Source organism: Brevundimonas sp. (genome assembly GCF_032055285.1).
GTDB lineage: Bacteria > Pseudomonadota > Alphaproteobacteria > Caulobacterales > Caulobacteraceae > Brevundimonas.
Genome location: NZ_DAMBRE010000001.1, coordinates 424,758 through 448,497, shown reverse-complemented (window position 1 = coordinate 448,497; position 23,740 = coordinate 424,758). Strand labels below are relative to the sequence as shown.

25 protein-coding genes and 1 riboswitch are annotated in these 23,740 nt (G+C 66.6%); of the genes, 17 read left to right on the top strand and 8 right to left on the bottom strand.

What is annotated here, in order from left to right; genetic code table 11:
* Positions 1-79 precede the first annotated feature (79 nt).
* Positions 80-1,735 carry an MFS transporter gene (locus RTY13_RS02285; RefSeq protein WP_409450279.1) on the bottom strand — a complete coding sequence of 552 codons (1,656 nt, stop codon included), beginning with the start codon at positions 1,733-1,735 and terminating at the stop codon, positions 80-82.
* A gap of 266 nt (positions 1,736-2,001) precedes the next feature.
* On the opposite strand from RTY13_RS02285, the gene RTY13_RS02280 reads away from it, so the two are divergent.
* Positions 2,002-2,157 carry a hypothetical protein gene (locus tag RTY13_RS02280; protein ID WP_312780807.1) on the top strand — a complete coding sequence of 52 codons (156 nt, stop codon included), beginning with the start codon at positions 2,002-2,004 and terminating at the stop codon, positions 2,155-2,157.
* A gap of 6 nt (positions 2,158-2,163) precedes the next feature.
* Here the strand turns inward: RTY13_RS02280 and RTY13_RS02275 are convergent, their stop codons facing one another.
* The 3 genes from RTY13_RS02275 to RTY13_RS02265 all read right to left on the bottom strand — a co-directional run bounded on the left by RTY13_RS02275 (position 2,164) and on the right by RTY13_RS02265 (position 5,690).
* A complete protein-coding gene (locus RTY13_RS02275; RefSeq protein ID WP_312780806.1) occupies positions 2,164-3,609 on the bottom strand; it encodes an NAD-dependent succinate-semialdehyde dehydrogenase in 1,446 nt (481 codons plus the stop codon).
* Between the two features lie 81 nt (positions 3,610-3,690).
* Positions 3,691-4,296: a response regulator FixJ gene (gene fixJ, locus RTY13_RS02270; protein WP_312780805.1), complete on the bottom strand. Its 606-nt coding sequence runs from the start codon at positions 4,294-4,296 to the stop codon at positions 3,691-3,693.
* Positions 4,293-5,690, bottom strand: a complete 1,398-nt coding sequence (locus RTY13_RS02265; RefSeq protein WP_312780803.1) for a sensor histidine kinase — start codon at positions 5,688-5,690, stop codon at positions 4,293-4,295. The genes fixJ and RTY13_RS02265 overlap by 4 nt, the downstream gene beginning before the upstream one ends.
* A gap of 429 nt (positions 5,691-6,119) precedes the next feature.
* On the opposite strand from RTY13_RS02265, the gene RTY13_RS02260 reads away from it, so the two are divergent.
* From RTY13_RS02260 to RTY13_RS02195, 14 genes are all read left to right on the top strand, one after another.
* Positions 6,120-6,860 carry a TorF family putative porin gene (locus tag RTY13_RS02260; protein ID WP_312780801.1) on the top strand — a complete coding sequence of 247 codons (741 nt, stop codon included), beginning with the start codon at positions 6,120-6,122 and terminating at the stop codon, positions 6,858-6,860.
* 33 nt (positions 6,861-6,893) lie between these two features.
* On the top strand, positions 6,894-8,843 hold the full coding sequence (locus RTY13_RS02255) for a methyl-accepting chemotaxis protein (protein ID WP_312780800.1): 1,950 nt from the start codon (positions 6,894-6,896) through the stop codon (positions 8,841-8,843).
* Positions 8,843-9,124 (top strand): STAS domain-containing protein, encoded by a 282-nt coding sequence (locus RTY13_RS02250; RefSeq protein WP_312780798.1) that lies wholly within the window; start codon positions 8,843-8,845, stop codon positions 9,122-9,124. Before RTY13_RS02255 ends, RTY13_RS02250 begins: the two co-directional genes overlap by 1 nt.
* Positions 9,121-9,486: a response regulator gene (locus tag RTY13_RS02245; RefSeq protein WP_312780796.1), complete on the top strand. Its 366-nt coding sequence runs from the start codon at positions 9,121-9,123 to the stop codon at positions 9,484-9,486. The genes RTY13_RS02250 and RTY13_RS02245 overlap by 4 nt, the downstream gene beginning before the upstream one ends.
* Positions 9,487-9,496: 10 nt before the next feature.
* Positions 9,497-11,815: a chemotaxis protein CheA gene (locus RTY13_RS02240; RefSeq protein WP_312780794.1), complete on the top strand. Its 2,319-nt coding sequence runs from the start codon at positions 9,497-9,499 to the stop codon at positions 11,813-11,815.
* Between the two features lie 5 nt (positions 11,816-11,820).
* Positions 11,821-12,294: a chemotaxis protein CheW gene (locus RTY13_RS02235; RefSeq protein WP_312780793.1), complete on the top strand. Its 474-nt coding sequence runs from the start codon at positions 11,821-11,823 to the stop codon at positions 12,292-12,294.
* Positions 12,291-13,157: a protein-glutamate O-methyltransferase gene (locus tag RTY13_RS02230; RefSeq protein WP_312780791.1), complete on the top strand. Its 867-nt coding sequence runs from the start codon at positions 12,291-12,293 to the stop codon at positions 13,155-13,157. The genes RTY13_RS02235 and RTY13_RS02230 overlap by 4 nt, the downstream gene beginning before the upstream one ends.
* On the top strand, positions 13,154-14,194 hold the full coding sequence (locus RTY13_RS02225) for a chemotaxis response regulator protein-glutamate methylesterase (protein WP_312780789.1): 1,041 nt from the start codon (positions 13,154-13,156) through the stop codon (positions 14,192-14,194). The genes RTY13_RS02230 and RTY13_RS02225 overlap by 4 nt, the downstream gene beginning before the upstream one ends.
* 11 nt (positions 14,195-14,205) lie before the next feature.
* On the top strand, positions 14,206-14,595 hold the full coding sequence (locus RTY13_RS02220; protein WP_105563813.1) for a response regulator: 390 nt from the start codon (positions 14,206-14,208) through the stop codon (positions 14,593-14,595).
* Entirely contained in the window at positions 14,592-15,137 is a 546-nt protein-coding gene (locus tag RTY13_RS02215) for a chemotaxis protein CheD (protein ID WP_312780788.1), read from the top strand. Before RTY13_RS02220 ends, RTY13_RS02215 begins: the two co-directional genes overlap by 4 nt.
* Positions 15,137-15,493, top strand: a complete 357-nt coding sequence (locus RTY13_RS02210) for a hypothetical protein (RefSeq protein ID WP_207823086.1) — start codon at positions 15,137-15,139, stop codon at positions 15,491-15,493. Before RTY13_RS02215 ends, RTY13_RS02210 begins: the two co-directional genes overlap by 1 nt.
* Positions 15,493-16,083 (top strand): response regulator, encoded by a 591-nt coding sequence (locus tag RTY13_RS02205; RefSeq protein ID WP_312780787.1) that lies wholly within the window; start codon positions 15,493-15,495, stop codon positions 16,081-16,083. The genes RTY13_RS02210 and RTY13_RS02205 overlap by 1 nt, the downstream gene beginning before the upstream one ends.
* Before the next feature lie 10 nt (positions 16,084-16,093).
* Positions 16,094-16,552 (top strand): chemotaxis protein CheE, encoded by a 459-nt coding sequence (locus RTY13_RS02200; protein WP_312780786.1) that lies wholly within the window; start codon positions 16,094-16,096, stop codon positions 16,550-16,552.
* A gap of 71 nt (positions 16,553-16,623) precedes the next feature.
* The gene (locus RTY13_RS02195; protein ID WP_312780785.1) at positions 16,624-17,298 is read left to right on the top strand and encodes a DsbA family oxidoreductase; all 675 of its coding nucleotides are present in this window, start codon (positions 16,624-16,626) and stop codon (positions 17,296-17,298) included.
* Between the two features lie 99 nt (positions 17,299-17,397).
* Here the strand turns inward: RTY13_RS02195 and RTY13_RS02190 are convergent, their stop codons facing one another.
* The 4 genes from RTY13_RS02190 to thiC all read right to left on the bottom strand — a co-directional run bounded on the left by RTY13_RS02190 (position 17,398) and on the right by thiC (position 22,118).
* Positions 17,398-18,213, bottom strand: a complete 816-nt coding sequence (locus tag RTY13_RS02190; protein WP_312780784.1) for a hypothetical protein — start codon at positions 18,211-18,213, stop codon at positions 17,398-17,400.
* Positions 18,214-18,286: 73 nt separating this feature from the next.
* A complete protein-coding gene (locus tag RTY13_RS02185) occupies positions 18,287-18,970 on the bottom strand; it encodes a nucleotidyltransferase domain-containing protein (protein WP_312780783.1) in 684 nt (227 codons plus the stop codon).
* Between the two features lie 150 nt (positions 18,971-19,120).
* Positions 19,121-19,942, bottom strand: a complete 822-nt coding sequence (locus RTY13_RS02180) for a pentapeptide repeat-containing protein (RefSeq protein ID WP_312780782.1) — start codon at positions 19,940-19,942, stop codon at positions 19,121-19,123.
* Between the two features lie 262 nt (positions 19,943-20,204).
* Positions 20,205-22,118 carry a phosphomethylpyrimidine synthase ThiC gene (gene thiC, locus RTY13_RS02175; RefSeq protein WP_312780781.1) on the bottom strand — a complete coding sequence of 638 codons (1,914 nt, stop codon included), beginning with the start codon at positions 22,116-22,118 and terminating at the stop codon, positions 20,205-20,207.
* A gap of 63 nt (positions 22,119-22,181) precedes the next feature.
* Positions 22,182-22,291, bottom strand: a riboswitch (TPP riboswitch).
* A 56-nt stretch (positions 22,292-22,347) separates the two neighbouring features.
* Between thiC and RTY13_RS02170 the strand changes: the two genes are divergently transcribed.
* Positions 22,348-22,800: a GNAT family N-acetyltransferase gene (locus tag RTY13_RS02170; RefSeq protein ID WP_312780780.1), complete on the top strand. Its 453-nt coding sequence runs from the start codon at positions 22,348-22,350 to the stop codon at positions 22,798-22,800.
* A gap of 238 nt (positions 22,801-23,038) precedes the next feature.
* Positions 23,039-23,731 carry an aspartate/glutamate racemase family protein gene (locus RTY13_RS02165; protein ID WP_312780779.1) on the top strand — a complete coding sequence of 231 codons (693 nt, stop codon included), beginning with the start codon at positions 23,039-23,041 and terminating at the stop codon, positions 23,729-23,731.
* The last annotated feature ends 9 nt before the right edge of the window (positions 23,732-23,740 follow it).

Below are 23,740 nucleotides of genomic sequence, written 5' to 3'. Positions count from 1 at the left end.
GCGGGGCTTTGGGACAAGAACAAAAAGAGGGGCGGCCGGAAACCGGACCGCCCCTGCAGGTTGGCGAAGTTTATCGACCTCAGTCGTGGATGTTCACGTCCTTGCCTTCCTTCACGAAGAGGACGCCGATGATCAGGGTCAGCACCGCGATGGCGATGGGGTACCAGAGGCCGTAGTAGATGTTGCCCGTGGCCGCGACCATGGCGAAGGCCGTGGTCGGCAGGAAGCCGCCGAACCAGCCGTTGCCGATGTGATAGGGCAGGGACATGGAGGTGTAGCGCACCTTGGTCGGGAACATCTCGACCAGGGCGGCGGCGATCGGGCCGTAGACCATGGTCACATACAGGACCAGCAGGAACAGGATGCCGATCACCATGGGCTTGTTGACCAGGGCGCTGTCGGCCTTGGCCGGATAGCCGGCCTCGGTCAGGGCGGCGGTCAGCCCGGCGTCCCAGGTCTTCTTCTGGGCGTCGAAGTCGGCCTTGGCCAGAACCTTGCCGTTGAAGCTGTCGACCACGCGTTCGCCGATACGGACCTGGGCCACGGTTCCGGCGGGCGCGGCTTCATTGACATAGGTGATGCCGGCCTTGGCCAGGTGAGTCTTGGCCAGATCGCACGAGCTGTTGAAGACGGTCTTGCCCACCGGGTCGAACTGGAAGTGGCAGTCGGCCGGGTCGGCGTAGACGGTGATCGGCGCCGAGGCGGCGGCGGCGGCCAGACGCGGGTTGGCCGCACCCGTCAGGGCGTTGAACAGCGGGAAGTAGGTCAGGGCGGCCAGCAGGCAGCCGACCATGATGATGGGCTTGCGCCCGATCTTGTCCGACAGCCAGCCGAAGAAGACGAAGAAGGGCGTCGCCAGCGCCAGGGCGGCGGCGATCAGGATGTTCGACAGGGCCGGATCGACCTTCAGCGTCTTCTCGAGGAAGAAGAGGGCGTAGAACTGACCCGTGTACCAGACCACGGCCTGACCGGCGGCGAGACCGAACAGGGCGATCAGCACCAGCTTCAGGTTCGGCCACTTCATGAAGCTGTCCTTCAGGGGCGTGGTCGAGCCCTTGCCTTCGGCCTTCATGCGCTTGAAGGCCGGGCTTTCCGACAGCTTCAGGCGGATCCACAGGCTCACGCCCAGCAGCAGGATCGAGACGATGAAGGGGATGCGCCAGCCCCAGCTGACGAAGGCTTCCTCGCCCAGGGCGAAGCGGACGCCCAGAATGACCATCAGGCTGAGCAGCAGGCCCACGGTGGCGGTGATCTGGATGAAGGAGGTGTAGAAGCCGCGCTTGCCGTGCGGGGCGTGCTCGGCGACGTAGGTGGCGGCCCCGCCGTACTCACCGCCCAGGGCCAGGCCCTGAACCAGGCGCATCAGTACAAGGATGATCGGCGCGGCGATGCCGATGGCGGCGTAGGGCGGCAGCAGGCCGACCACGAAGGTCGACAGGCCCATCAGCAGCATGGTGACCAGGAAGGTGTTCTTGCGTCCCCACAGATCGCCCATGCGGCCGAAGACGATGGCTCCGAACGGACGCACCGCGAAACCGGCGGCGAAGGCCATCAGGGCGAAGATGAAGCCGGTGGTCTCGTTCACGCCCGAGAAGAACTGGGCGGAGATGATCGCGGCCAGCGAGCCGTAGAGATAGAAGTCGTACCATTCGATGACGGTGCCGACGGACGACGCAAGGATCACCAGCCGGTCGTTCTTGTCGACCGTGTGCTCCGCGCCCTCCGCCGCACTCATGGTGCGGTCGGTCATGGGCAGTCCCTTCCTGTATGGCCGCGTTTCGCGACCGTTTCCTCGCGACCCTGTTGCCGGATCGTCGGAAGGGAGAGTGACAGCAGGTCGCGGGCTTTGGAGAGAGCGACTTTGGTCGAACGGCGTCTATCATCCGTGTGGGATGCGAAATCTGGGCCTGCGCGGGCTTTTCCGTGTTGTCCCGGGCCGCGACAGGCATCACATGAAGACTTGGCGTCGCTGTTCGGCGACCTTGGCGCGAGAGGACATCCATGGCCCGCAAGCCCAACTACAGCTTCGAACGACAGGAACGCGAACGCGCGGAAGCCAAGAAGGCCGAGGCCAAGGCGGCGGCGAAAGCCGCCAAGCGCGCCGCCAAGGCCGCCGGCCGCGCGGAGGGCGACGAGACCGAACCGTCCGAGGACTGATCGGGCCTACAGCCCCATGCAGAGGTATTTGATCTCCAGGTAGTCCTCGATGCCGTGGTTGGAGCCTTCGCGGCCTAGGCCCGACTGCTTGATCCCGCCAAACGGCGCGACCTCGGTGGAGATCAGGCCGGTGTTGATGCCGATCATGCCGGTCTCCAGCGCCTCGGCCACGCGCCAGACGCGGCTCAGGTCGCGGGCGTAGAAGTAGCCGGCCAGGCCGAAGATGGTGTCGTTGGCCAGGGCGATCCCTTCTTCTTCCGTCTCGAAGCGGACGACGCCCGAGACGGGGCCGAAGGTCTCCTCGCGGCACATCTCCATGTCCTGGGTGACGCCCGACAGGACGGTCGGCTGGACGAAGGTCATGCCCAGGGCGTGACGCTTGCCGCCGGTCAGCAGGGTCGCGCCCTTGGCCAGGGCGTCGGCCACGTGTTCCTCGACCTTCTTCACCGCCTTCTCGTCGATCAGGGGGCCGATCTGAACGCCGTCGTCCAGACCGTTTCCGACCTTCAGCGCCTGGGTCGCCTTCACCAGTTTCTCGACGAATTCGTCGTGGACCCCGGCCTGCACATAGAAGCGGTTGGTGCAGACGCAGGTCTGGCCCGCGTTGCGATACTTGGAGGCGACGGCCCCCGCCACAGCCGCGTCCACGTCGGCGTCGTCGAAGACCAGGAAGGGGGCGTTGCCGCCCAGCTCCAGGCTCATCTTCTTGATGGTGTCCGATGACTGTTTCATCAGCAGACGGCCGATCTCGGTCGAGCCGGTGAAGCTGATCTTGCGCACCGCCTCATTGGACGTCAGCTCGCCGCCGATGGCCGAGGCCGAGCCGGTGACGACGTTGAACAGGCCGGGCGGAAGGCCCGCCTCCTCGGCCAGCACCGCCAGGGCCAGGGCCGTCAGCGGAGTCTGGCTGGCCGGTTTCAGCACCACGGCGCAGCCGGCCGCCAGGGCCGGGCCGACCTTGCGGGTGATCATGGCGGCGGGGAAGTTCCACGGCGTGATGGCGCCCACCACCCCGACCGGCTGGCGCAGCGTCACCAGGCGCTTGGACGCGTCGTGGCTGGGGATGACCTCGCCATAGGTCCGCTTTCCTTCCTCGGCGAACCACTCGATGAAGCTGGCGGCATAGGCGATCTCGCCCTTCGCCTCGGTCAGGCTCTTGCCCTGCTCGCGGGTCAGCAGACGACCCAGGGCGTCCTGCTCGCTCATCATCAGATCGAACCAGCGACGAAGGATGCGCGCGCGCTCGCCCGCCGTCCCGGCGGCCCATGGCTTCATCGCGGCCTCGGCGGCGGCGACGGCGCGACGGGTCTCGGCGGCGCCCATGTCGGGCACGGCGGCCAGCACCTCGCCCGTCGCCGGGTCCGTCACCTCAAAGGTCGCGCCGCTGTCGGCGTCGACCCAGCGGCCATCGACGTAGGCTTGACGGCGAAGCAGGCGGGCGGGATCGGGCATGGGTGGCTCCTGACGCGAGGGGAGTCGCCATAACGCGCCGCAAAGGCGCCGGCTGCAAGACGACGAAACGCCCAGGCGGCTCTAGCCCAGCGCCAGCCCCAAACGGACCAGGGCGGACAGGCTGTCGGCCTCCATCTTGGTCATGACCTTGGCGCGGAAGACCTCGACCGTGCGCGGGCTGATGTCCAGATCCAGGGCGATGGCCTTGTTCGAGTGGCCGTGGATCAGGGCGTCGAAGACCTGACGCTCGCGCGGGGTCAGGCGGGTCAGGCGTTGTTCGGCGGCGGCGCGGGCGGCCTGTTCGTGGCCGACGTCGTTCAACCGGGCCAGGCAGCCACGCACGGTCTCGATCAGACGGCGCGGATCAAAGGGCTTCTCGATGAAGTCGACGATGCCGGCCTTCATCATCTGCACCGCCATGGGCACGTCGGCGTGGCCGGTGATGACGATGACGGGCCAGGCCGCGCCGCGCAGCTGCGCCAGACGGCGCACGACCTCGTCGCCCTCCATGTCGGGCATGCGCACATCGGTGATGACGCAGGCGGTCGCGTCCTCGGGCAGATGGCTGAAGAAGTCGACGCCGCTGGCGAAGCCGCGCGCCCGGATGCCTTCGCCGCGCAGCAGCATCAGCAGGGAGTCGCGGACGGCGGCGTCGTCGTCGATGATGAAGACGGAATGGAGGCTCATGCGTTCTCGACGCTCGGTTCTCGGTTGAGGGTGAACGAGAAGGCGGCGCCCCCCAGCGCGCTTCTCGAGACTTGCAGACGTCCGCCGTGGCTTTCGACGATGGTGCGGGTGACGGACAGGCCCAGGCCCATGCCGCCGGTCTTTGTGGTGGTCAGCGGTTGGAATATGCGGTCGATCTGGTCGTCGGCGATGCCGGGGCCATTGTCCTCGACGCTGATGCGATACTGGGTGTCGGACAGCGGGCGGCCGATGATGACCACCTCGGGTGCGGCATGGTCTTCGAAGGCCTCGACGGCGTTGCGGGTCAGGTTGACCATCGCTTGCTGGAACTGGATGCGCTCGGCCAGAACCCGATCGTCGTCCGCCGCCACATCCATGCGGATGGCCACGCCCTTGGCGGATCCGATCATCGTCAGGATGGGGCCGAGGTCCTCGACCATCGAGGAGGCGCGTTCGCTGTCCAGCTTGCGAGCTTCGAGGGTCAGAAGTTCGCGCATCCGTCGGATGATCTTGCCCGCGCGCAGAAGCTGCCCCTTGGCCAGCTCGACGGTGCGCAGGGCGCTGTCGCCCAGGGCGCCGGCCTTTTCCATGTCCACCTGGCTGGCGTGCAAGTAGGTGGCGGCGGCGCTCAGCGGCTGGTTCAGTTCATGGGCCAGGGTGGCGGCCATCTCGCCGAGCGAGTTGAGGCGCCAGACCTTGTTCAACTGGGCGTGCAGTTCACGCGCCTGGGCGTCGGCGGCATGCCAGCGGCTGAGGTCGGTCAGGCACAGGGCTATCTGTTCGCCGCCGGTCGCCGCCGGAACCAGGCCGTACTGGATGCTCAAGGGGAATGTGGCGCCGTCGGGACGCAGGCCGGTCCAGTGACCGTCCTTGGCTTCCAGCGAACCGCCGGTTCCCTTGTCCGTCTGGATGGCGGTCAGGTCGAAGCCGGGCGCCAGTTCGGTGAAGGGGCGTCCCCGCGCGGCCTTGTCTTCAAGGCTGAACAGGGCGGCGGCGGCCGGGTTCAGGCGTCGGATCACGCCGTCGGCGGCCAGCATCACCACCGGCACCGAGGCCAGGGCGGTGTTCAAGATGGCGTCCTTGGCGGCCAATTCGCGCGCCAGATCGCGGCGCTGGCTGTCCTGGGCCCGGAAGGCCCAGCACAGTTCGGCCAGGACCCAGGATACGCCTGCGAACAGGACGGCGTTGGTCAGGGCGTCGGTCAGGCTCTCGCGCGGCACCAGGGTCAGGTTGACGGCGACGGACAGGGCGATAGCAAGGCCCGTGGCGGTGCGCCCCGCCAGCATGGCCGTGAGGACGACCGCCGGCATCATGGGCAGGTAATAGAACTGACCCAGGCCCTCCAGCAGACTCCGGAAGCCGACAGCCCCGCCGACCGCGACGATGGCCAGCACAATGCCGCTCCAACGCCGACGCGAGACGACGCCTGCGAAAGACAGAAGGCTATCCAACGCCGATTGAATGGGCTTTCTCCTCACGCGTCTGGATGATTGAGCGGCAAGCTGGGGAGCTTCAAACTACAGCATTTCGCCGTGGCGGGCCTTCTATACATAGGTCGAGCTTTTCGCAAACTGGACATTAACCATGATGTTCTGCGCGCTTGTTCGATCGACCTGAGGCCTTGCGGAGATGTATGAAGGCAAGAAAATGGCGATTACTATTGGGGCGGCGTGAAGTCGTGCTGGCTGATGCTCTGCCCTCTGACGCGGGGGAGTGAAGGCTTGAACCTTAGCGGCAAGCCCTTGCCAAAATCTGACCGAGTGCGGATTTCTACGTAGTTCGGGATTTACAGAAATCTACGGTTGTTCGGCCAAACAGACCTCATGATCACTGAGGTAGAAATGCTCGAACAGCGTTGCGTAAAGCGCCAGAACGGCGCCGTCTTCACCCCGCTCCTCGCCGGCCTGGTCGCCGTGATGGGCGCCAGCGCCGCCGAGGCGCATTCCATTGCAGCCCCCGATTTCAGCGCCCAGGTGGGCGTCGCCAGCGAATATGTCGGCAAGGGTCTGGGCAAGAGCGCCGGCGATCCCAGCGTCAACGGTTCGGTCGAAATCTCCACCGGCGCCTTCTACGCCAGCGTCTTCGCCTCGACGGCCAAGCTGTCGCAGGGCTCGGACGCTGAGATCGTCAGCGCCATCGGCTGGCGTCCGGAAGCCGCCGGTTACAAGTTCGACCTGTCGGTGGTGAACCGCGACCTGCCGGGCACCCGCGCCGGCGTCGACGCCAACTACTGGGAATACCAGGCCGACGCCTCGCGCAAGATCGGTCCGGTCAGCACCCGCCTGCGCGTCAACTATACGCCCGACGGCTTCGCCGCGACCAAGGAGGCTTGGTGGGTCGAGCTGCAGGGCACGGTTTCGGTCGGACCCAAGACCAAGGCCTCGGCCGCCATCGCTGACCGCTCGGCGGACGGCGGCGCCGAATACGCCGCCTGGAATGTCGGCGTGAAGCACAAGCTGACCGAGAAACTGGCGCTGGACGTGCGCTGGTACGACACCGACAGCCACGCCCTGGGCGAGAACTACGACGGCCGCCTGGTGGGCGCGCTGACGTTCGCGCTCTGAGCCGATTGAACAGAAAGTTCGGGGGAAAGACCAATGAGCATGTTGAGCGATCTGAAGATCGAACGGAAACTGATGGCGGCCTTCGCCGTCGTCATCCTGGCCATCGCCGCCATGGGGATGACGGTATTCATGCAGGTCAATGCGCTGGAAAACGCGCGCATGGACCGTGTGCGCGCCTCGGCGACGCAGCGTGAAGCCGAGACGGCGAAATTCTATCTGGCGCGTCAGGAGAGCAGCTATCGCGGCTTCCTGCTGTCGAAGGACGTCTATTACCTGGAGCGCCTGGCTGCTCACGGTGAGAACTTCGGCAAGAGCCTTGATCGGATCGCCCAGTTGGATCGCAGCAGCGAGGAGGAGGTTCGCGCCGCTCGCGCCGCCGCCGCTGAGTGGAACAAGAACGTCGTCGAGGCTGGCCGCGTTCTGGCCGCTGATCCCGCCACCTATGCCCAGGCCGTGGCCATGGTTGGTCGCGAAGGCTCTGCGGACAAGTACATCAGCCCGGCCGAGGACGCGCTGGAAACCCTGGTCGAAGAGAAGTCGCAAGAGAGCCGCGTCTTTGGCGAGATCCAGGACTCCGTCGCCAAGTCGGTGCGGATGGTGCTGATCGGCGGGGTCGTCCTGGCCCTGATCATCGCCGCCGCCATGGCCTTCATGCTGAGCAACCTGCTGGGCAAGCCGCTGATGTCGATGACCTCGGCCATGCGTCGCCTTGCCGGCGGCGACACCTCGATCATCGTCCCGGCCATGGGCCGCAAGGACGAGGTCGGCCAGATGGCCTCGGCCGTCACGGCCTTCAAGGACGCCGCCATCGCCAACGCCCGTCTGGAAGCCGAGGCTGTGGCCCAGCGTCAGGCGGCGGAAGACGAGCGCGCCCGCGTCGAGGCCGAGAAGGCCAAATCGGCCGAGGAAGATCGCGTCGCCATCACCGCCCTGGCCGAGGGGCTGCAGGCCATGGCCGGCGGCGACCTGACCCACCGCATGACCGTTCAGGTCGCGCCCAAGGCCGAACAGCTGAAGACCGACTTCAACGCCGCCATCTCGCAACTGGAACAGGCCGTGGCCGTGGTCGTCACCAACGTCGCCGCCATCCGTTCGGGTTCTAGCGAGATTTCGCAGGCCTCGGACGACCTGTCGCGCCGCACCGAGCAGCAGGCCGCTTCGCTGGAGGAAACCGCCGCCGCCCTGGACGAGATCACCGCCACGGTGAACAAGACCGCCGATGGCGCTCGTCAGGCCTCGGGCGTGGTCCAGTCGGCCCGCGGCGACGCCGAGAAGAGCGGCGTCATCGTCCGCGACGCGGTCGAGGCGATGAACGCCATCGAGCAGTCCTCGGCCCAGATCGGCAACATCATCGGGGTGATCGACGAGATCGCCTTCCAGACCAACCTCCTGGCCCTGAACGCCGGGGTCGAGGCGGCCCGCGCGGGCGACGCCGGTCGCGGCTTCGCCGTGGTCGCCTCGGAAGTGCGGGCCCTGGCCCAGCGTTCGGCGGAAGCCGCCAAGGAGATCAAGACCCTGATCTCGGCCTCGGGCCAGCAGGTCGGGGCAGGGGTGACCTTGGTCGGTCAGACCGGCGAGGCCCTGCAGCGCATCGTCGACCGCGTGGCGGAAATCGATGGTCTGGTGAGCGAGATCTCGGCCTCGGCCCAGGAACAGGCCACCGGCCTGCAACAGGTCAACACCGCCGTGAACCAGATGGACCAGGTCACTCAGCAAAATGCTGCGATGGTCGAGCAGTCGACCGCCGCCAGCCACTCGCTGTCGCAGGAGGCCGACGTCCTGGCCGCCTCGGTGTCGCGCTTCCGCACGGGGCAGGCCGCAGCACCGGTCGCCGCGAAGAAGCCGGCGCCGGTCGCCCCCGCCGCTGCTCCGGCCCGCACGCCCGAGCCGGTGGCCCAGACCATCGCCGCGCTCAAGACTGTCGGTCGCGGCGGCGCCGCCCTCAAGCCTCAGCCCATTGAAGACGGTTGGGAAGAGTTCTGATGTCGGGCCTGATCACCCTTCCGGCCGTGCTTGATCTGCGCGCCGCCGAGCCCCTGAAGGCGCAACTCCTGGCCGTTCGCGGCCAGGAGACGGCCCTGGACGCCTCGGCCGTCGAGCGTCTGGGCGGCCTCTGCCTTCAGGTCCTGCTGTCGGCGCTGGCGACCTGGCGCGCCGACGGTCAGGCCTTGACCTTCATCAATGTTTCCGAGGCCTTCGCCTCGCAATGGAGCGCCCTTGGGGCCTCCGCCGCGGACCTCGCTCCGCAAGGACAACTCGCGTGACCAAGACCATCCTGACTGTCGATGATTCCCGCACCATGCGGGACATGCTGATGCTGGCGTTGAAGGACGCCGGGTATCGCGTGGTTCAGGCCGAGGACGGCGTCCACGGTCTGGAGGTGCTGCGGGCCGAGAACCCCGACATCGTCATCACCGACATCAACATGCCCCGCATGGACGGCTTCGGCTTCATCGAAGGCATGCGCGCCGACCCCAACCACAAGGCCACCCCGGTCCTGGTCCTGACCACCGAGAGCGACGCCGCCAAGAAGCAGCGCGCCCGCGAGGCCGGGGCCACCGGCTGGATCGTCAAACCCTTCGACCCGGCCAAGCTGGTCGACGCCGTCCGTCGCGTCGCAGCCTGAGGAACTTGAGATGAGCGACGATCCGTTCGAGGCCATCAAGGTCACCTTCTTCCAGGAGTGCAGCGAACTGCTGGGCGACCTGGAAACCAATCTGCTGGCGCTGGAAACCGGCGAGGGCGACATCGAGACGATCAACGCCGTCTTCCGCGCGGTCCACTCGGTCAAGGGCGGGGCAGGGGCCTTCGGCCTGGAAGACCTGGTGCGCTTCGCCCACGTCTTCGAGACCCTGATGGACGAACTGCGCTCGGGCCGTAAGGAATGCGACGACCTCACGATCAAGACCCTGCTGCGGGCCTCCGACGTCCTGGCTGACCACATCGCCGCCGCACAAGGAACCGGGGCGCCGGTGGACGCCGCGCGTTCGGCTGGTCTGGTGGCCGAGCTGGAGGTCCTGACCCACGGCGTCGCCGCCTCGGTCGCCTCCGCGCCGGTCGCCGCCGCCGCTGATGAAGACGACTTCGGCTTCACGCCCCTGACGCTGGACCTGGCCGATTTCGGCGCTCCGACCGAGCTGCCGTCGCTGGAGCTGCCGTCGCTCGACCTGCCTTCGCTTGATCTGCCGGACCTGGCCGCGCCGAGCGCCGCCGCCCCGGCTGCTGGCTGGCGCATCGTCTTCCGCCCGCATCCGCGCCTCTACGCCAGCGCCAACGACGTCAGCCTGTTGCTGCGCGAACTGACGCGGCTGGGCCAGACCTCGGTCGAGCTGGACGCCAGCGGCCTGCCGTCGCTGGACGTGCTGGACGCCGAGGACGCCCACCTGATCTGGACCATCGTCCTGACCGGCGACGTGGCCGAGGCGGCGGTGCGCGACGTCTTCGACTTCGTCGAGATGGACTGCGATCTGAGCATCACCGCCCTGGGCGGCGCCCCGTCCCCCGTCGAGGCCTCGCTGCCGCCGCTGCCGGTTCTGGACGCGGCCCCCGCCGAGCCTGAGATCGACATCGCCGCCCTGCTGGCCAAGGCCGCCGCCCCGGTCGAACCCGTCGCTACGGTCGAAGCCCCCGCGCCGGTCGTCGCTGCGGCCTCGGTTCCGGCTCCGGCGCCTACGCCGGTCGCCGCCGCGCCGAAGCCGGTCGCGCCCGCCGCTCCGGCCCCCACCGCCGCGCCTTCGGCTCCCGCCGCCGTCGCCCCGGTGACCATCCGCGTCGACCTGGATCGCGTGGATCGCCTGATCAACGTGGTCGGCGAACTGGTCATCCAGCAGGCCATGTTGGCGCAGCGCGTCACGGAGAGCGGCCTGGCCCGCTCGTCGGACATCGCCCTGGGTCTGGAAGATCTCGAGCTGCTGACGCGCGACATCCAGGACAGCGTCATGGCCATCCGCGCCCAGCCGGTGAAGTCGGTCTTCCAGCGCATGCCGCGCCTGGTCCGCGAAGTCGCCGAGATGACGGGCAAGCGCGTGCGTCTGGTCACCTCCGGCGAGGATACCGAGGTCGACAAGACCGTGGTCGAACGCCTGGCCGAGCCGATCACCCACATGCTGCGCAACGCCATCGACCACGGGCTGGAAAGCCCGGAAGAGCGCGAAGCCGCCGGAAAACCCGCCGAGGGGACCGTCCGGCTGGCCGCCCTGCACCGTTCGGGCCGGATCGTCATCGAGATCGCCGACGACGGCAAGGGCATCAACCGCCCCCGCGTGCGCGGCATCGCCGTCGATCGCGGTCTGATCGCCGAGGACGCCGTCCTGACCGACGACGAAGTCGACAATCTGATCTTCCTGCCGGGGTTCTCTACCGCCGAGACCATCACCGACGTCTCGGGCCGGGGCGTGGGCATGGACGTGGTCAAGCGTTCGATCCAGGCCCTGGGCGGCCGCATCTCGATCAGCTCGGTTCCGGGCAAGGGCTCGACCTTCACCCTCAGCCTGCCGCTGACCCTGGCGGTTCTGGACGGCATGGTGGTGTCCGCCGCCGAACAGACCCTGGTGGCCCCCCTGTCGGCCATCGTCGAGAGCCTGACGCCCAGCGTCGAGGACATCCACTACGTCGGCGGCCATGACGCCGTGATCCGCTTCCGCGAGGCCTTCGTGCCCCTGGTGGACGTCGGCCGCGTCATGGGCTTCCGCGACGGCGCGGCCGATCTGGCCAATGGCGTGGTGATGATCGTCGAGACCGAGGCCGGCTCGCGCGCCGCCCTGCTGGTGGACGCCATCAACGGTCAGCGCCAGGTCGTCATCAAGAGCCTGGAAACCCACTACCGTCACGTCGACGGCGTCTCGGCCGCGACCATCCTGGGCGACGGCAGCGTCGCCCTGATCCTCGACATCGACGCCCTGGTCATCGCCGGGCGCCGCAAATCCAACCGCCCTGAACTGAAGATGGCGAGCTGAGCATCATGACCGAAGTCACCCCCAACGTCGCCGGCACGGACCGGGAACTGATCGCCTTCCGCATCGGCGAGCAGGAATTCTGCGTCGACATCATGAACGTCCGCGAGATCCGCGGCTGGACCCCAGCGACCCCGTTGCCGCGTTCGCCATCCTATATGAAGGGGGTGATCAACCTGCGCGGCATCGTCCTGCCGATCATCGACCTGGGCGCCCGCTTCGGCCTGGCCACGACCGAGCCGACCGCCCGCCATGTCATCATGGTGGCCCATATCGGCAGCCGCCTGGTCGGCCTGCTGGTCGATGCCGTGTCCGACATCGTGCAACTGACGGACTCGACCATCCAGCCGACGCCCGACGTCGCCAGCGACCATGTGAAGACCTTCGTCCAGGGGATCTTCGCCGTCGAGGGCGGCCGCATGATCAGCCTGATCGACCTCAACCACGTCTTGCCGGCCGAAAGCGAAGTCGAAGCCGCATGACCACCGCCTCCGGGCGCACGTCCCTGGTGGAAGGCGAGTTCGTCTTCACCGCCGAGGACTTCCGCCACATCGCCCAGACCCTGCACGCCCACGCCGGCATCGCCCTGAGCGAGGGCAAGGCCGCCCTGGTCTACTCGCGTCTGGCCAAGCGCTTGCGCGTCTTGGGGCTGCGCAGCTTCCGCGACTACTGCGCCCTGATCGAAGGCGTGGAGGGCGTCGACGAGCGTCAGGCCATGACCGCGGCCCTGACCACCAACGTCACCCGCTTCTATCGCGAGCCGCACCACTTCGATCACCTGCGCGACCACGTCATGCCGGAGCTGGCGGCGCGGGCGCGGGCCGGCGGGCGCGTGCGGCTGTGGTCGGCGGCCTGCTCCAACGGACAGGAGCCCTATTCCATGGCCCTGACCGTGCTGGACGTCCTGTCGGAAGCCGCGGATCTGGACGTGCGCATCCTGGCCACCGACATCGACCCCAACATGGTCGCTGAGGGCGCTGCGGGGGTCTATTCCGAGGAGCTGCTGTCGCCGGTCCCGGCGTCGGGCCGCAAGCATTTCGAGCCTGTCGCGGGCCGACCCGGCCTGTTCAGCGCCGACGCGACCCTGCGTCGTCTGGTGAGCTTCCGCGAGCTGAACCTGATCGGCGACTGGCCGATGAAGGGCAAGTTCGACGTCATCTTCTGCCGCAACGTGGTCATCTATTTCGACGACGCGACCCAGGAAATGGTCTGGAGCCGCTTCACCCCGATGATGAACCCCGGCGCCACCCTCTACATCGGCCACTCCGAGCGCGTCAGCGGCCCGGCGGTTGCGCAACTGCAGACCTGCGGCCTGACCGCCTACAGGCTGGGAGGCCGGGCATGAGCGAGCCTGTCCGCGTCCTGATCGTCGACGACAGCGCCACCATGCGCAGCCTGATCAGCGCCGTCCTGCGCCGCGATTCCGAGATTTCGGTGGTCGGGACGGCGGCCGATCCGCTGGAGGCCCGCGCCGCCATCAAGGAACTGAACCCCGACGTCATCACCCTGGACGTCGAGATGCCCAATATGAACGGGCTGGAATTCCTCGAGAAGATCATGCGGCTGCGGCCCATGCCGGTGGTCATGGTCTCGACCCTGACCCAGGCCGGCACCGATGTGACCCTGGCGGCGCTGGAAGTCGGCGCCGTGGACGCCGTGGCCAAGCCCGCGCCGGGCGTCCCGGCCCAGGAAGCCTTCGCCGACCTGGCCGACAAGGTGAAGATCGCGGCGCGTTCTCGTGTGCGCCCGTTGGAAGCGCGCGAGGCCCGCGCGGTGGACGGCGCCTATCGCGCCGACCCCAATCACATCCTGGCCATCGGCGCCTCGACCGGCGGGGTCGAGGCCCTGCTGAACATCCTGTCGACCTTCCCGGCCAACTGCCCGGTCACCGTGGTGACGCAGCACATGCCCGCCACCTTCACCAAGAGCTTCGCGGCTCGACTGGACAAGGCGTCGGGCGCCACGGTCACCGAGGCCGTGGACGGCGCGCCCCTCATGCCCGGCCACGTCTACATCGCCCCCGGCGGCGAGCGACACCTGGAGGTCTCGAACGGACGTTGCCGCCTGGTCGCCGCCGACACGGTCAACGGTCACCGCCCGTCGGTGGATGTCCTGTTCAACGCGGTCGCCCGCCTGGGCCGTCCCATGACCGGGGTCATCCTGACCGGCATGGGCAAGGACGGCGCCAAGGGCCTGCTGGCCATGCGTCAGGCCGGCGCCCGCACCCTGGGCCAGGACGAAGCCTCCAGCGTCGTCTACGGCATGCCGCGCGCCGCCTTTGAGCTGGGCGCCGTGGAGCGCCAGCTGTCTCTGCCCCGTCTCGCCCCCGCCATCCTCGACCTGTGCGCCGCCGGCGCCCACGCCGCAAAGCCTGTCGCGTAAGGACTACCCGTATGCCTGCCGCCTCCGCCCTCAATGTCCTGGTCGTCGACGATCAACTGACCATGCGTTCCCTGATCCGCAACAGTCTGCAGCAGATTGGCGTGCGTGAAATCTCCGAAGCCGCCGACGGCGAGCTGGCGCTGCGGTCGATCATCACCAAGCCGGTGCATCTGGTCATATCCGACTTCAACATGCCGAACCTGGACGGCCTGGGCCTGCTGCGCGCCATCCGCGCCCACCCCCCGACCTCCAAGACCGCCTTCATCATGCTGACCGGCCGCGCCGATCGTGAACTGGTGCAGCGCGCGGTGCAGTTCGGCGTGAACAACTACCTGGTCAAACCCTTCACCACCGCCCAGCTGAAAGAGAAGCTGGAAGGCGTGTTCGGCCCCCTGACATGATCAGCCACGGCGATCAGCAGACGGCCGAGAAGCGCGTCCATGTCGGCCAGGGCGAGCACTATGTGACGTCCGATCGCGACGTCGTGCTCTCGACCGTGCTCGGCAGCTGCGTCGCCATGTGCCTGCGCGACCCCGTGGCCGGGGTCGGCGGCATGAACCATTTCCTGCTGCCTGAAGGCGCGGGGGCGGGGACCGACGCCGGGCGTCGCTACGGCGCCTACGCCATGGAACTGCTGATCAACGACGTGCTCAAGGCCGGCGGTCGTCGCGACCGTCTGGAGGCCAAGCTGTTCGGCGGCGGCCGCATGTTCGATTCGCTCAAGGATGTCGGCATGTCCAATGCCGACTTCGCCGAACGTTTTCTGGCCGACGAGGGCATTCCCGTCGTCGGCGCCAGCCTGAGGGGCGCCGGGGGGCGTCGCGTACATTACTGGCCGGTGAGCGGTCGGGCGCTGCAACGCGCGGTCACGGATGCGGTCGCCCCGCGTCCGGCCCCGCCGCCTCCGCCGCCCGTCGATTCCGGTGCGCTGGAGCTGTTCTGATGAACGACTATGATACGAAAGGCTTGCTGAGCGCCGTCGCCGCCGAACTGGCCGACATTCGCGCAGGGGTGGACGAGGCCGGCGGCCTGGTGTCCGAGCTGCTCCGTCTGGCCCCGCCCGAGCAGCGCCTGACCTATCTGACGCGGATGCAGGCCTTTGACGTGCTGAGCCAGCGTGTGGACGCCCTGTCGGGTCTGGCCGGCGCCCTGGCCGCCGATCAGCCGATGGATACGGCCCTGGCCGCCCTGCCTCTGGCCGAGATGGCCGACCGCCTGCGCGAACTGTCGTTCCGGGGACGCCCCCTGTCCGAGCCCGCCCCCGCCGCCGTATCCGGCGACCTGCTGCTGTTCGACTGATGAGCGCCGCCGACCGCGTCAATCTGGAGCAGTCGACCGTCCTGCTGATCGACGACAATGCGCAGGCGCTGGACATGCTCAGCTCCGTCTTCCAGGGCTTCGGCGTCAAGGAGCAGATCAAGTGCGCCTCGGCGACCGAGGGGGTGCGCGTCATCCAGAACCGGGCCGTCGACCTGATCGTCATCGACTGCGCCGACCCGGAGATGGACAGCTACGCCTTCGCCCGCTGGCTGCGGCGCGAAACGCCCGCGCCCCTGCGCTTCATCCCCGTCATCCTGCTGACCGGCCACGCTTCTCAGGCCAAGGTGCAGGAAGGCCGCGACTGCGGCGTCAGCTTCGTCGTCACCAAGCCCCTGACCCCCGCCGTCCTGCTGCGCCGCATCCTGTGGCTCGCGGGCGACGAGCGCGAGTTCGTCGAGTGCGCCACCTACGTCGGACCCGACCGGCGCGTGCGCAACTTCGGCCCGCCTCTGGGCGTGGCGGGGCGCCGCAAGGACGACCTGTCCGCCCACGTCGGCGCCGCCGTCGAGGAGAATATGGATCAGTCCGATATCGACATGCTGATGAAGCCCCAAAGGGTCGCCCTGTGAGTATCGCCAAGTGACCGAAGCCCGCACCCTGAAGATCAAGACCACCCTGGCGCGGCAGATGGCCCAGCCGGGCGGCCGCACCGTCGCCGACGTGGAACGCCGCGCCAACGAGCGGCTGGAGCGCCACCGCGACGACGTGATGACCACGGTCGCCGGCACGATCACCGAGCTGGAACTGGTCGCTGCCGCCGCCGCGCCGGGGTCTGAGCCCCAGGTCTACAGGCTGGCCTCGTCCCTGCTGGACACGGCGGGCTTCTTCGACACCGGACCGCTGTACGAGGCCGGCTACAGCCTGTGCGACGTGGCCGACCGGATGCAGACCAGCGGCGCCTGGAGCTGGCCCACGGTCGCCGTCCACGTCCAGGCCATGCGCCTGATCCTGACCGGCGGCTGTCAGGCCGGCCCCACCAGCGACGCCCTGCTCCTGGGCCTGCGCTCGGTCGCGGCCAAGGCCAGGCAGGACGGTTGAAACCGGCGCGTCGGGACTGGCGCGGCTGATCAGCAACACCATATGGTGCGGATAACCAGAGGAACCGCACCATGACCGACGCCGCCCCCGCCCTGAAGACCCTGAAGATCGACTTCGTCTCCGACGTGGTCTGCCCTTGGTGCGCCGTGGGGCTGGGCGGGCTGACGACCGCGCTGGACAAGCTCAAGGGCGAGGGGATCGACGCTGACATCACCTTCCAGCCGTTCGAGCTGAACCCGCAGATGGCGCCCGAGGGCGAGAACATCGTCGAGCATATCGGCGCCAAGTACGGCTCCACCCCCGAACAGTCGGCCCAGAACCGCGAGATGATCCGCGCCCGCGCCGCCGAGGTCGGCTTCGACATGCGCATGGGGCCGGACAGCCGCATCTGGAACACCTTCGACGCCCACCGCCTGCTGCACTGGGCCCACGAGACGGCGCCGGAGAAGCAGGAGGCGCTGAAACGCGCCCTGTTCACCGCCCACTTCACCGACAACCGCAACATCACCGACGCCCGCGTCCTGACCGAGGCCGCCGAGGCGGCGGGGCTGGACCGGGCCGAGGCGGGCGAGGTCCTGGTCTCGGGCCGCTATGCGACCGAGGTGCGCGGCGCCGAGGACCTGTGGCGGGCGCGGGGCATCACCTCGGTCCCGGCCGTGGTCGTCGAGGGCAAGTACCTGATCAGCGGCGGCCAGCCGGCCGCGGCGTTCGAGCAGGCCCTGCGCCAGATCGCGGCGGAGGTTTAAGGGCGCGTCCTGAAAGCCCTCCCCCTCGAGGGGGGAGGGTTGGGTGGGGGTGTGGTCTGCGGTCGCCTGTTTTGGCGAGGGAGGCGGCGTCTCCTGCGCTCAGTCCGGCGCTGGCGGCGGGCCCACCCCCATCCCCGACCCTTCCCCCCTCGAGGGGGAAGGGAGATCGAGAAAAACAGAGTCCAATTCGTCTGAAACGTCTGAAATCCGGCCCTCGGGGTCGAGGCGGGCCTTGAGGGCGGCCATGCGGGCCTCGATGGCGCGGCGACCGGCGTGGTCGTCGGGGGAGAGGCGGGCGGCGTCGCGGGCGACCTCGGCGACGGCCTTCAGGTCGGCTTCCAGCGCAGCGGCGGGGTCGGGGGCGGGGGCTGGCGCAGCAGCGGCCAAGAGGGTGGGGTCTGTGAGGGCGCGCCAGGTGCGCAGCCAGGAGGCGGCCTCGGCGGCGCGGCCGCGTTGCAGGGCGCGGTTCAGGCGCATCAGGGCCTGGGCCGCCATCCGGGTCAGGTCGGGCGGAGCGGCTTCGGGGTTCTCGTCCTGCGGATCGGGCCAGATGTCTTCGATGTCGCTGCGGCGCCAGCCCTCGCGCGCGGCGCGGGACCGCAGGGTCCCCAGCTTCAGGTCATAGCGGGCGCAGACGGCCTCGGCCGCGTCCCCGGCCAGATAGTCGCGCCGCGCCGCCGCCCAGATCGCCCCGGAGCGGACGCGATAGCCGTCCCGCGCCTCCGGCGCCTCATGGTCATGGCCGCGCCCGGCGTCGTCAGGCTCGGGCGCCTCGGCCCGCATGGCGGAATGGGCGGCGGTCGAGGGACGGATGTGGTCGGGGATGTAGGTCGTGTCGCCGAACTCGTCCTGCTCCCACCGTCCCGAGGCGACGATCCGGGGCTCGCCCTCGTGCCAGTATGCCGCGTCGTCCATCTCGCCTCCTCCTGCCTGCGGGAAGGAGGTTGGCGGACGGGTGCGTCAGGATCGGACGGGGAGTGACCGAAACTTAGTCATAAGGTGGAGATCCCCTTAGACGTAGCTTTGTCAAACGTGGAGACGTGGCTGCCAAGGAGCCGAAACGCTCCAAATCTTCCGGACCAATCTTTTCCTTTTTGAAGCCCAGCTTCTTTCGGGAAGCACCATACTGATTAACGGCTTCTATTGCTAACTCCACAAGCTTAGGTGCGGGAGCTGTAAACCGTCGATCAATGATTTCCTTTAGCCCAGGCAAACCAGAATAAGCTTCAAGCTCCTTAGATCCGAATATAGCTTCCTGATCTTGAGCAGCGTTAGCTATTATCAGGGTTCTAATGCCCCAAATTAATCTTTTTCGCGCTTTGCGAATGCTTAGTGCTGCTGGTGGTTCTGTAAGAAACCAAATAAGAGCGGATGCTTCGCGAATTTCGGATTGATAGGAATCTTTAAATGTGAAGCTTTCCCTTACTCGTTCAAAGGTCCCTGCGGTGTCATGAAGAATTTTTCCCTCACGACATAAGTGAAGCAAGAATAGGTCGCCGTTCTTTGATTTTTCAATCAAGGAGTCGAATGGGTAATTGTAAAGGCTGGCTCCTCGGGCTGCGACTTCTTTACTTATTCGGCCAGAATCTGTTACGCCGAGTAGGTCTACGTCGGACGATTGACGGTGGTCTCCTCGGGCGCGGCTTCCGTATAAAACTAGGCTAAGCAGCATTATCTTACTCTGCTCAAGCGAGCTACTATGGTCGCGAAAAACACGGTGTAAAAAATCAAAGCAATTAGCAGGTGGACGGAAAATGCAGCTTGAAGGCTGGCGCTGGCTCCAGCGGGAACCGCTTTCGTGTAGCCAGCAACTGTCGTGACGTCAAAGCTGGCTTGGAGGGGCAGTGAGATAGTTTTTTCTCTGGAATAATACAGGCTTCCGGCCATGAATAACGTCATCAAGGCAATTAATGGGCGGAGTGCGCTGGCCCCCCCATGCGTTCAATATTCCAAACGTCCAGAGCAAACCAAGCTCAATGGACCAGAATATTGCAACCGCAGCATACCATGCGGATGCCCATCGAAATCTATTGATTGTGTTGTATGTTGCCCTGCAACATTTATCGTATGCTTGTTGAGTTTCGAATACTCTTACGCTTTCGTAAAATGTTCTATCATCACCAAGGTATCGGTGGTTATTTAGAAGCATTCTAGCTATCGTTGACTTTGCTAGCTCGTGCCTGTGCCACTGATACATCTTTGATGCATTTTTTGTCGTTAGTATTTTTTCATCAAGCTGCGTCCATAGAGATTTGTTGAAATCGCTAGGGTTGCTGATAAATACATCTTCTAGGACGGTCTCGTTGGTTGAGACTGCCATTTTTTCCCAGATACAATCTCGGAATTCTACGTCTCTAAACGTAGTTTGCCCAAATGAACTTCCGCGGAACGTGCATTTTGAGAACTTAAAATTTTTAAATGTGCTTAGAGATAAATCGCAATTTAAAAATTCGCATTTGTCGAAGACGACTTGGCTTTCATTCGAGCTGATCCCTTGAAAATCACAATCTGAGAAGCGAATTTTCTTAAAAAATCGCAAGCCACCTGCGTCAATGAACTGTTTAAGCTCTGCTAGGTCGAAATAGGATTTAGTTGGGCCGGTATCGGTCCCAAAATTCCAGTCACGCGCCTTCAGTTTCCCCACGAGGCGGGGGTCGTAAATCGGTTCCCAATAGCATTGGGCTCTGCGCGTTCGGCTCCGCAGCGTGCTCATCGCTAGACACTAGCAGAGCCCAACGTGCTGCCAAGCTAAAGCCTTTATCTTCGTTCCGGCTGCTAGTTTGGGATTTGCCATGCCCGGTGAATTTTTGGATTGTGCAACCATTCTTCGAGGATCGGACGCGAGGCCAGTCTGAAGCCGCCTCGCGTCCATAGTCCTGACCCCCGCGTGGGCCGGGTCGGGCCGGTTAGACCTTCACTTCAATCGCTGCCCCGCCCGCCCGGAACTTCGCGCTCATCTCCGCCATGCCGGCTTCGGCTTCGGCGAGGCTGGCGCCCGCATCATTCTGCGCCGCCGCGGCGTCGCGGATGTCCTGGCTGATCTTCATGCTGCAGAACTTGGGGCCGCACATGGAGCAGAAGTGGGCGGTCTTGTGCGCCTCCTTCGGCAGGGTCTCGTCGTGGTATTTGCGGGCGGTTTCGGGGTCGAGGCCGAGGTTGAACTGGTCCTCCCAGCGGAACTCGAAGCGGGCGCGGGACAGGGCGTCGTCGTGCAGGCGGGCGGCGGGGTGGCCCTTGGCCAGGTCGGCGGCGTGGGCGGCGATCTTGTAGGTGATGACGCCGTCCTTGACGTCCTGACGGTCGGGCAGGCCGAGGTGCTCTTTCGGCGTGACGTAGCAGAGCATGGCCGTGCCGAACCAGCCGATCATGGCCGCGCCGATGGCGGACGTGATGTGGTCGTAGCCGGGGGCGATGTCGGTGGTCAGCGGGCCAAGCGTATAGAAGGGCGCCTCGTGGCAGTGCTTGAGCTGCTCGTCCATGTTGGCCTTGATCTTGTGCATCGGCACGTGGCCGGGTCCTTCGATCATGACCTGACAGCCCTTGGCCCAGGCGATCTTGGTCAGTTCGCCCAGGGTGCGCAGCTCGGCGAACTGGGCCTCGTCATTGGCGTCGGCGATGGAGCCGGGGCGCAGGCCGTCGCCGAGGCTGAAGGAGACATCATAGGCCCGCATGATGTCGCAGATGTCCTCGAAGTGCTCGTAGAGGAAGCTCTCCTTGTGGTGGGCCAGGCACCACTTGGCCATGATGGAGCCGCCGCGCGAGACGATGCCCGTCACGCGCTTGGCCGTCATCGGCACGAAGGGCAGGCGCACGCCCGCGTGGATGGTGAAGTAGTCCACGCCCTGTTCCGCCTGTTCGATCAGGGTGTCGCGGAAGACTTCCCAGGTCAGGTCCTCGGCGATGCCGTTCACCTTCTCCAGCGCCTGATAGATGGGCACGGTGCCGATGGGGACGGAGGAGTTGCGGATGATCCAGTCGCGGATGTTGTGGATGTTGCGGCCGGTCGACAGGTCCATGACGTTGTCGGCGCCCCAGCGGGTGGCCCAGACCAGCTTGTCCACCTCGTCGTCGACGCTGGAGAGGACGGCCGAGTTGCCGATGTTGGCGTTGATCTTCACCAGGAAGTTGCGGCCGATGATCATCGGCTCGACTTCGGGGTGGTTGATGTTGTGCGGGATGATGGCGCGGCCGCGGGCGATCTCCTGACGCACGAACTCGGGCGTGACGAAGTCGGGAATGCTGGCGCCGAAGTCTTCGCCGTCGCGGATGCAGGGGGCGTTCTGCTCGCGGCGCAGGTTCTCGCGGATGGCGACGTATTCCATCTCGGGCGTGATGACGCCGGCCTTGGCGTATTCGTACTGGGTGACAGGGCGGCCCTCGACGCCCTTGAAGACCTGATGGTTCGAGACGTCGAAGCGGGGGGCCAGGTGCTTGCCGCTGGCGTGGCCGTTGTCCTCGGGTTTGACCTCGCGCGGGTTCGCGACGGGGGCGATGTCGCCGCGATCCAGCTGCCACGACGACTTCACGCGGGGCAGGCCCTTCTTGATGTCGATGGTGACGGCAGGGTCGGTGTAGGGGCCGGAGCTGTCGTACATCGTCACCGGCGGCTCATTGGCGCTGGGGTGGACGGCGACCTCGCGGAAGGGGACGCGGATGTCGGGGTAAAGCTCGCCCGCCACATAGACCTTGACGCCGCCGGCGCGGGGGCCGGTGGGGATGCGGCCGTGCTCGGCGGCGACGGCCTTGCGGGCGTCGGCGAGGGGCAGCTCCACATTGGGTTCGTGGGGTTGTTCGGTCGTCGCGGTGACGTTGATGTTCATGGCGGCCTCAAAACGTTTGAGGTCCGCCGACGTCGGGCGTGCCGGTCCCGTGGCGTGAAGCCGGGGCCGGAAGCGTACTCATCCCTTCGCCGGCATGACCCGGATCAGGTTCGACGGGTCAGAGGAGAAACCTCTATCTCAGCCGCTCGATTGCGACCCCCCGGAGAACGGCGCGACCCTAGTCCGTTTCGGGGGTAGGTCAAGCGAGGCGGGCATGGCAGGAAGGGGAATGATCCTTTCCCGCACCTATCGCCCCGAAGACATGGCCGGGTGCCTGGCCCTGTTCGACAGCAATACGCCGCGCTTCTTTGACGCCAGCGAGCGCGAGGGGTTTGTCGGGTTTCTGCAGGACCAGGCTTTGCGCTGGCCCTATCAGGTGATCGAGCGCGAGGGGCGCATCGTCGGCTGCGGCGGCCATGCGGTCGAGGCGGACGGCGTCAGCGTCGCCCTGTGCTGGGGCATGGTGGATCAGACGCTACACGGTCAGGGGCTGGGGCGGGTGCTGACCGAGGCGCGGATCGCGGCGGCGCGGGCGACGCCGGGGATCCGCCGCGTGATCCTGAACACCAGCCAGCACACCCAGGGCTTCTATGCCCGCTTCGGCTTTGAGATCGAGGCGGTCACGCCCGACGGGTTCGCGCCCGGCATCGACCGCTGGGACATGGTGCTGACGCTGGATTGAGGAAGGGGGGGCGGTCCGGCTTCTCAGTCGGGGGGGCGTTAAGGCCGGACCGCCACAGACGACATCGGGGTTGGGGGGCGTCCGATGTGTCCGATGCAATAACAACGGACCTGAAACTTGGTTCCGCAAGAATTCGCGCGTTCACCATGATTGTTGAACGCGGGTCGGCGAGGGGGCGGTTTCCTTCGTCAGCGAACGGTTGAAAGATGTGTTTCCGAGCAAGACAGGGGCGCGCTGCATGAAGACTTTGGGCGTTCTGGGCGGCATGGGACCGGCGGCGACGCTGGCCTTTCTGGCGCGGGTCCAGGCCCTGACCCCGGCCAGCGGGGATGAAGATCATGTGCGGGTGGTCATGGACATGAACCCCCAGGTCCCCAACCGGCACAGCCAGCCCGAGGCGGCGGGGCGCATCCTGGGCGAGATGGCGGCGCGGCTGCGCGATGCCGGGGCCGAGGTCCTGGCCATGCCGTGCAACACCGCCCACGCCCATGCCGGGGCGATCCGGGCGGCGGGTGTTCCCTTCATCGACATGGTGGCCGAGACGGCGAAGGCTGCGGCGGCAGGGGGCGCGGCGCGGATCGGGGTGCTGGCGACGCCGGGCGGCGAGGCGCTCTATGCCGAGGCTCTGGCGGCTGAGGGCGTGGAGATGGTGCGGCTGTCCGACGCCGACCGGGCGCGCTTCATGAGCGTGGTGTTCGGGGTCAAGGCGGGCGATGTGGGGCCGGAGCAGAGGGCGGCCATGCGTGAACTGGCGGCGGCCCTGATCGCGGCGGGGGCGCAAGGGATCATCGGCGGCTGCACCGAGGTGCCGCTACTGCTGGACGCAGGCGATGTGGCGGTTCCGCTGACGGACTCGACCGAGGTGCTGGCGCGGGTCTGCGTGGCGGCGTGTCTGCAGGTTGACCTTCTCCCGCAAGGGGAGAAGGACTAAAGCGGGACG

What these genes read in the sequence shown, in the direction of transcription:
- RTY13_RS02285 (WP_409450279.1), bottom strand. Translation starts at nt 1,735, where the DNA reads ATGAGTGCGGCGGAGGGCGCGGAGCACACGGTCGACAAGAACGACCGG.
- RTY13_RS02280 (WP_312780807.1), top strand. Translation starts at nt 2,002, where the DNA reads ATGGCCCGCAAGCCCAACTACAGCTTCGAACGACAGGAACGCGAACGC.
- RTY13_RS02275 (WP_312780806.1), bottom strand. Translation starts at nt 3,609, where the DNA reads ATGCCCGATCCCGCCCGCCTGCTTCGCCGTCAAGCCTACGTCGATGGC.
- fixJ (WP_312780805.1), bottom strand. Translation starts at nt 4,296, where the DNA reads ATGAGCCTCCATTCCGTCTTCATCATCGACGACGACGCCGCCGTCCGC.
- RTY13_RS02260 (WP_312780801.1), top strand. Translation starts at nt 6,120, where the DNA reads ATGATCACTGAGGTAGAAATGCTCGAACAGCGTTGCGTAAAGCGCCAG.
- RTY13_RS02255 (WP_312780800.1), top strand. Translation starts at nt 6,894, where the DNA reads ATGAGCATGTTGAGCGATCTGAAGATCGAACGGAAACTGATGGCGGCC.
- RTY13_RS02250 (WP_312780798.1), top strand. Translation starts at nt 8,843, where the DNA reads ATGTCGGGCCTGATCACCCTTCCGGCCGTGCTTGATCTGCGCGCCGCC.
- RTY13_RS02240 (WP_312780794.1), top strand. Translation starts at nt 9,497, where the DNA reads ATGAGCGACGATCCGTTCGAGGCCATCAAGGTCACCTTCTTCCAGGAG.
- RTY13_RS02235 (WP_312780793.1), top strand. Translation starts at nt 11,821, where the DNA reads ATGACCGAAGTCACCCCCAACGTCGCCGGCACGGACCGGGAACTGATC.
- RTY13_RS02230 (WP_312780791.1), top strand. Translation starts at nt 12,291, where the DNA reads ATGACCACCGCCTCCGGGCGCACGTCCCTGGTGGAAGGCGAGTTCGTC.
- RTY13_RS02225 (WP_312780789.1), top strand. Translation starts at nt 13,154, where the DNA reads ATGAGCGAGCCTGTCCGCGTCCTGATCGTCGACGACAGCGCCACCATG.
- RTY13_RS02220 (WP_105563813.1), top strand. Translation starts at nt 14,206, where the DNA reads ATGCCTGCCGCCTCCGCCCTCAATGTCCTGGTCGTCGACGATCAACTG.
- RTY13_RS02215 (WP_312780788.1), top strand. Translation starts at nt 14,592, where the DNA reads ATGATCAGCCACGGCGATCAGCAGACGGCCGAGAAGCGCGTCCATGTC.
- RTY13_RS02210 (WP_207823086.1), top strand. Translation starts at nt 15,137, where the DNA reads ATGAACGACTATGATACGAAAGGCTTGCTGAGCGCCGTCGCCGCCGAA.
- RTY13_RS02205 (WP_312780787.1), top strand. Translation starts at nt 15,493, where the DNA reads ATGAGCGCCGCCGACCGCGTCAATCTGGAGCAGTCGACCGTCCTGCTG.
- RTY13_RS02195 (WP_312780785.1), top strand. Translation starts at nt 16,624, where the DNA reads ATGACCGACGCCGCCCCCGCCCTGAAGACCCTGAAGATCGACTTCGTC.
- RTY13_RS02190 (WP_312780784.1), bottom strand. Translation starts at nt 18,213, where the DNA reads ATGGACGACGCGGCATACTGGCACGAGGGCGAGCCCCGGATCGTCGCC.
- RTY13_RS02185 (WP_312780783.1), bottom strand. Translation starts at nt 18,970, where the DNA reads ATGCTGCTTAGCCTAGTTTTATACGGAAGCCGCGCCCGAGGAGACCAC.
- thiC (WP_312780781.1), bottom strand. Translation starts at nt 22,118, where the DNA reads ATGAACATCAACGTCACCGCGACGACCGAACAACCCCACGAACCCAAT.
- RTY13_RS02170 (WP_312780780.1), top strand. Translation starts at nt 22,348, where the DNA reads ATGATCCTTTCCCGCACCTATCGCCCCGAAGACATGGCCGGGTGCCTG.
- RTY13_RS02165 (WP_312780779.1), top strand. Translation starts at nt 23,039, where the DNA reads ATGAAGACTTTGGGCGTTCTGGGCGGCATGGGACCGGCGGCGACGCTG.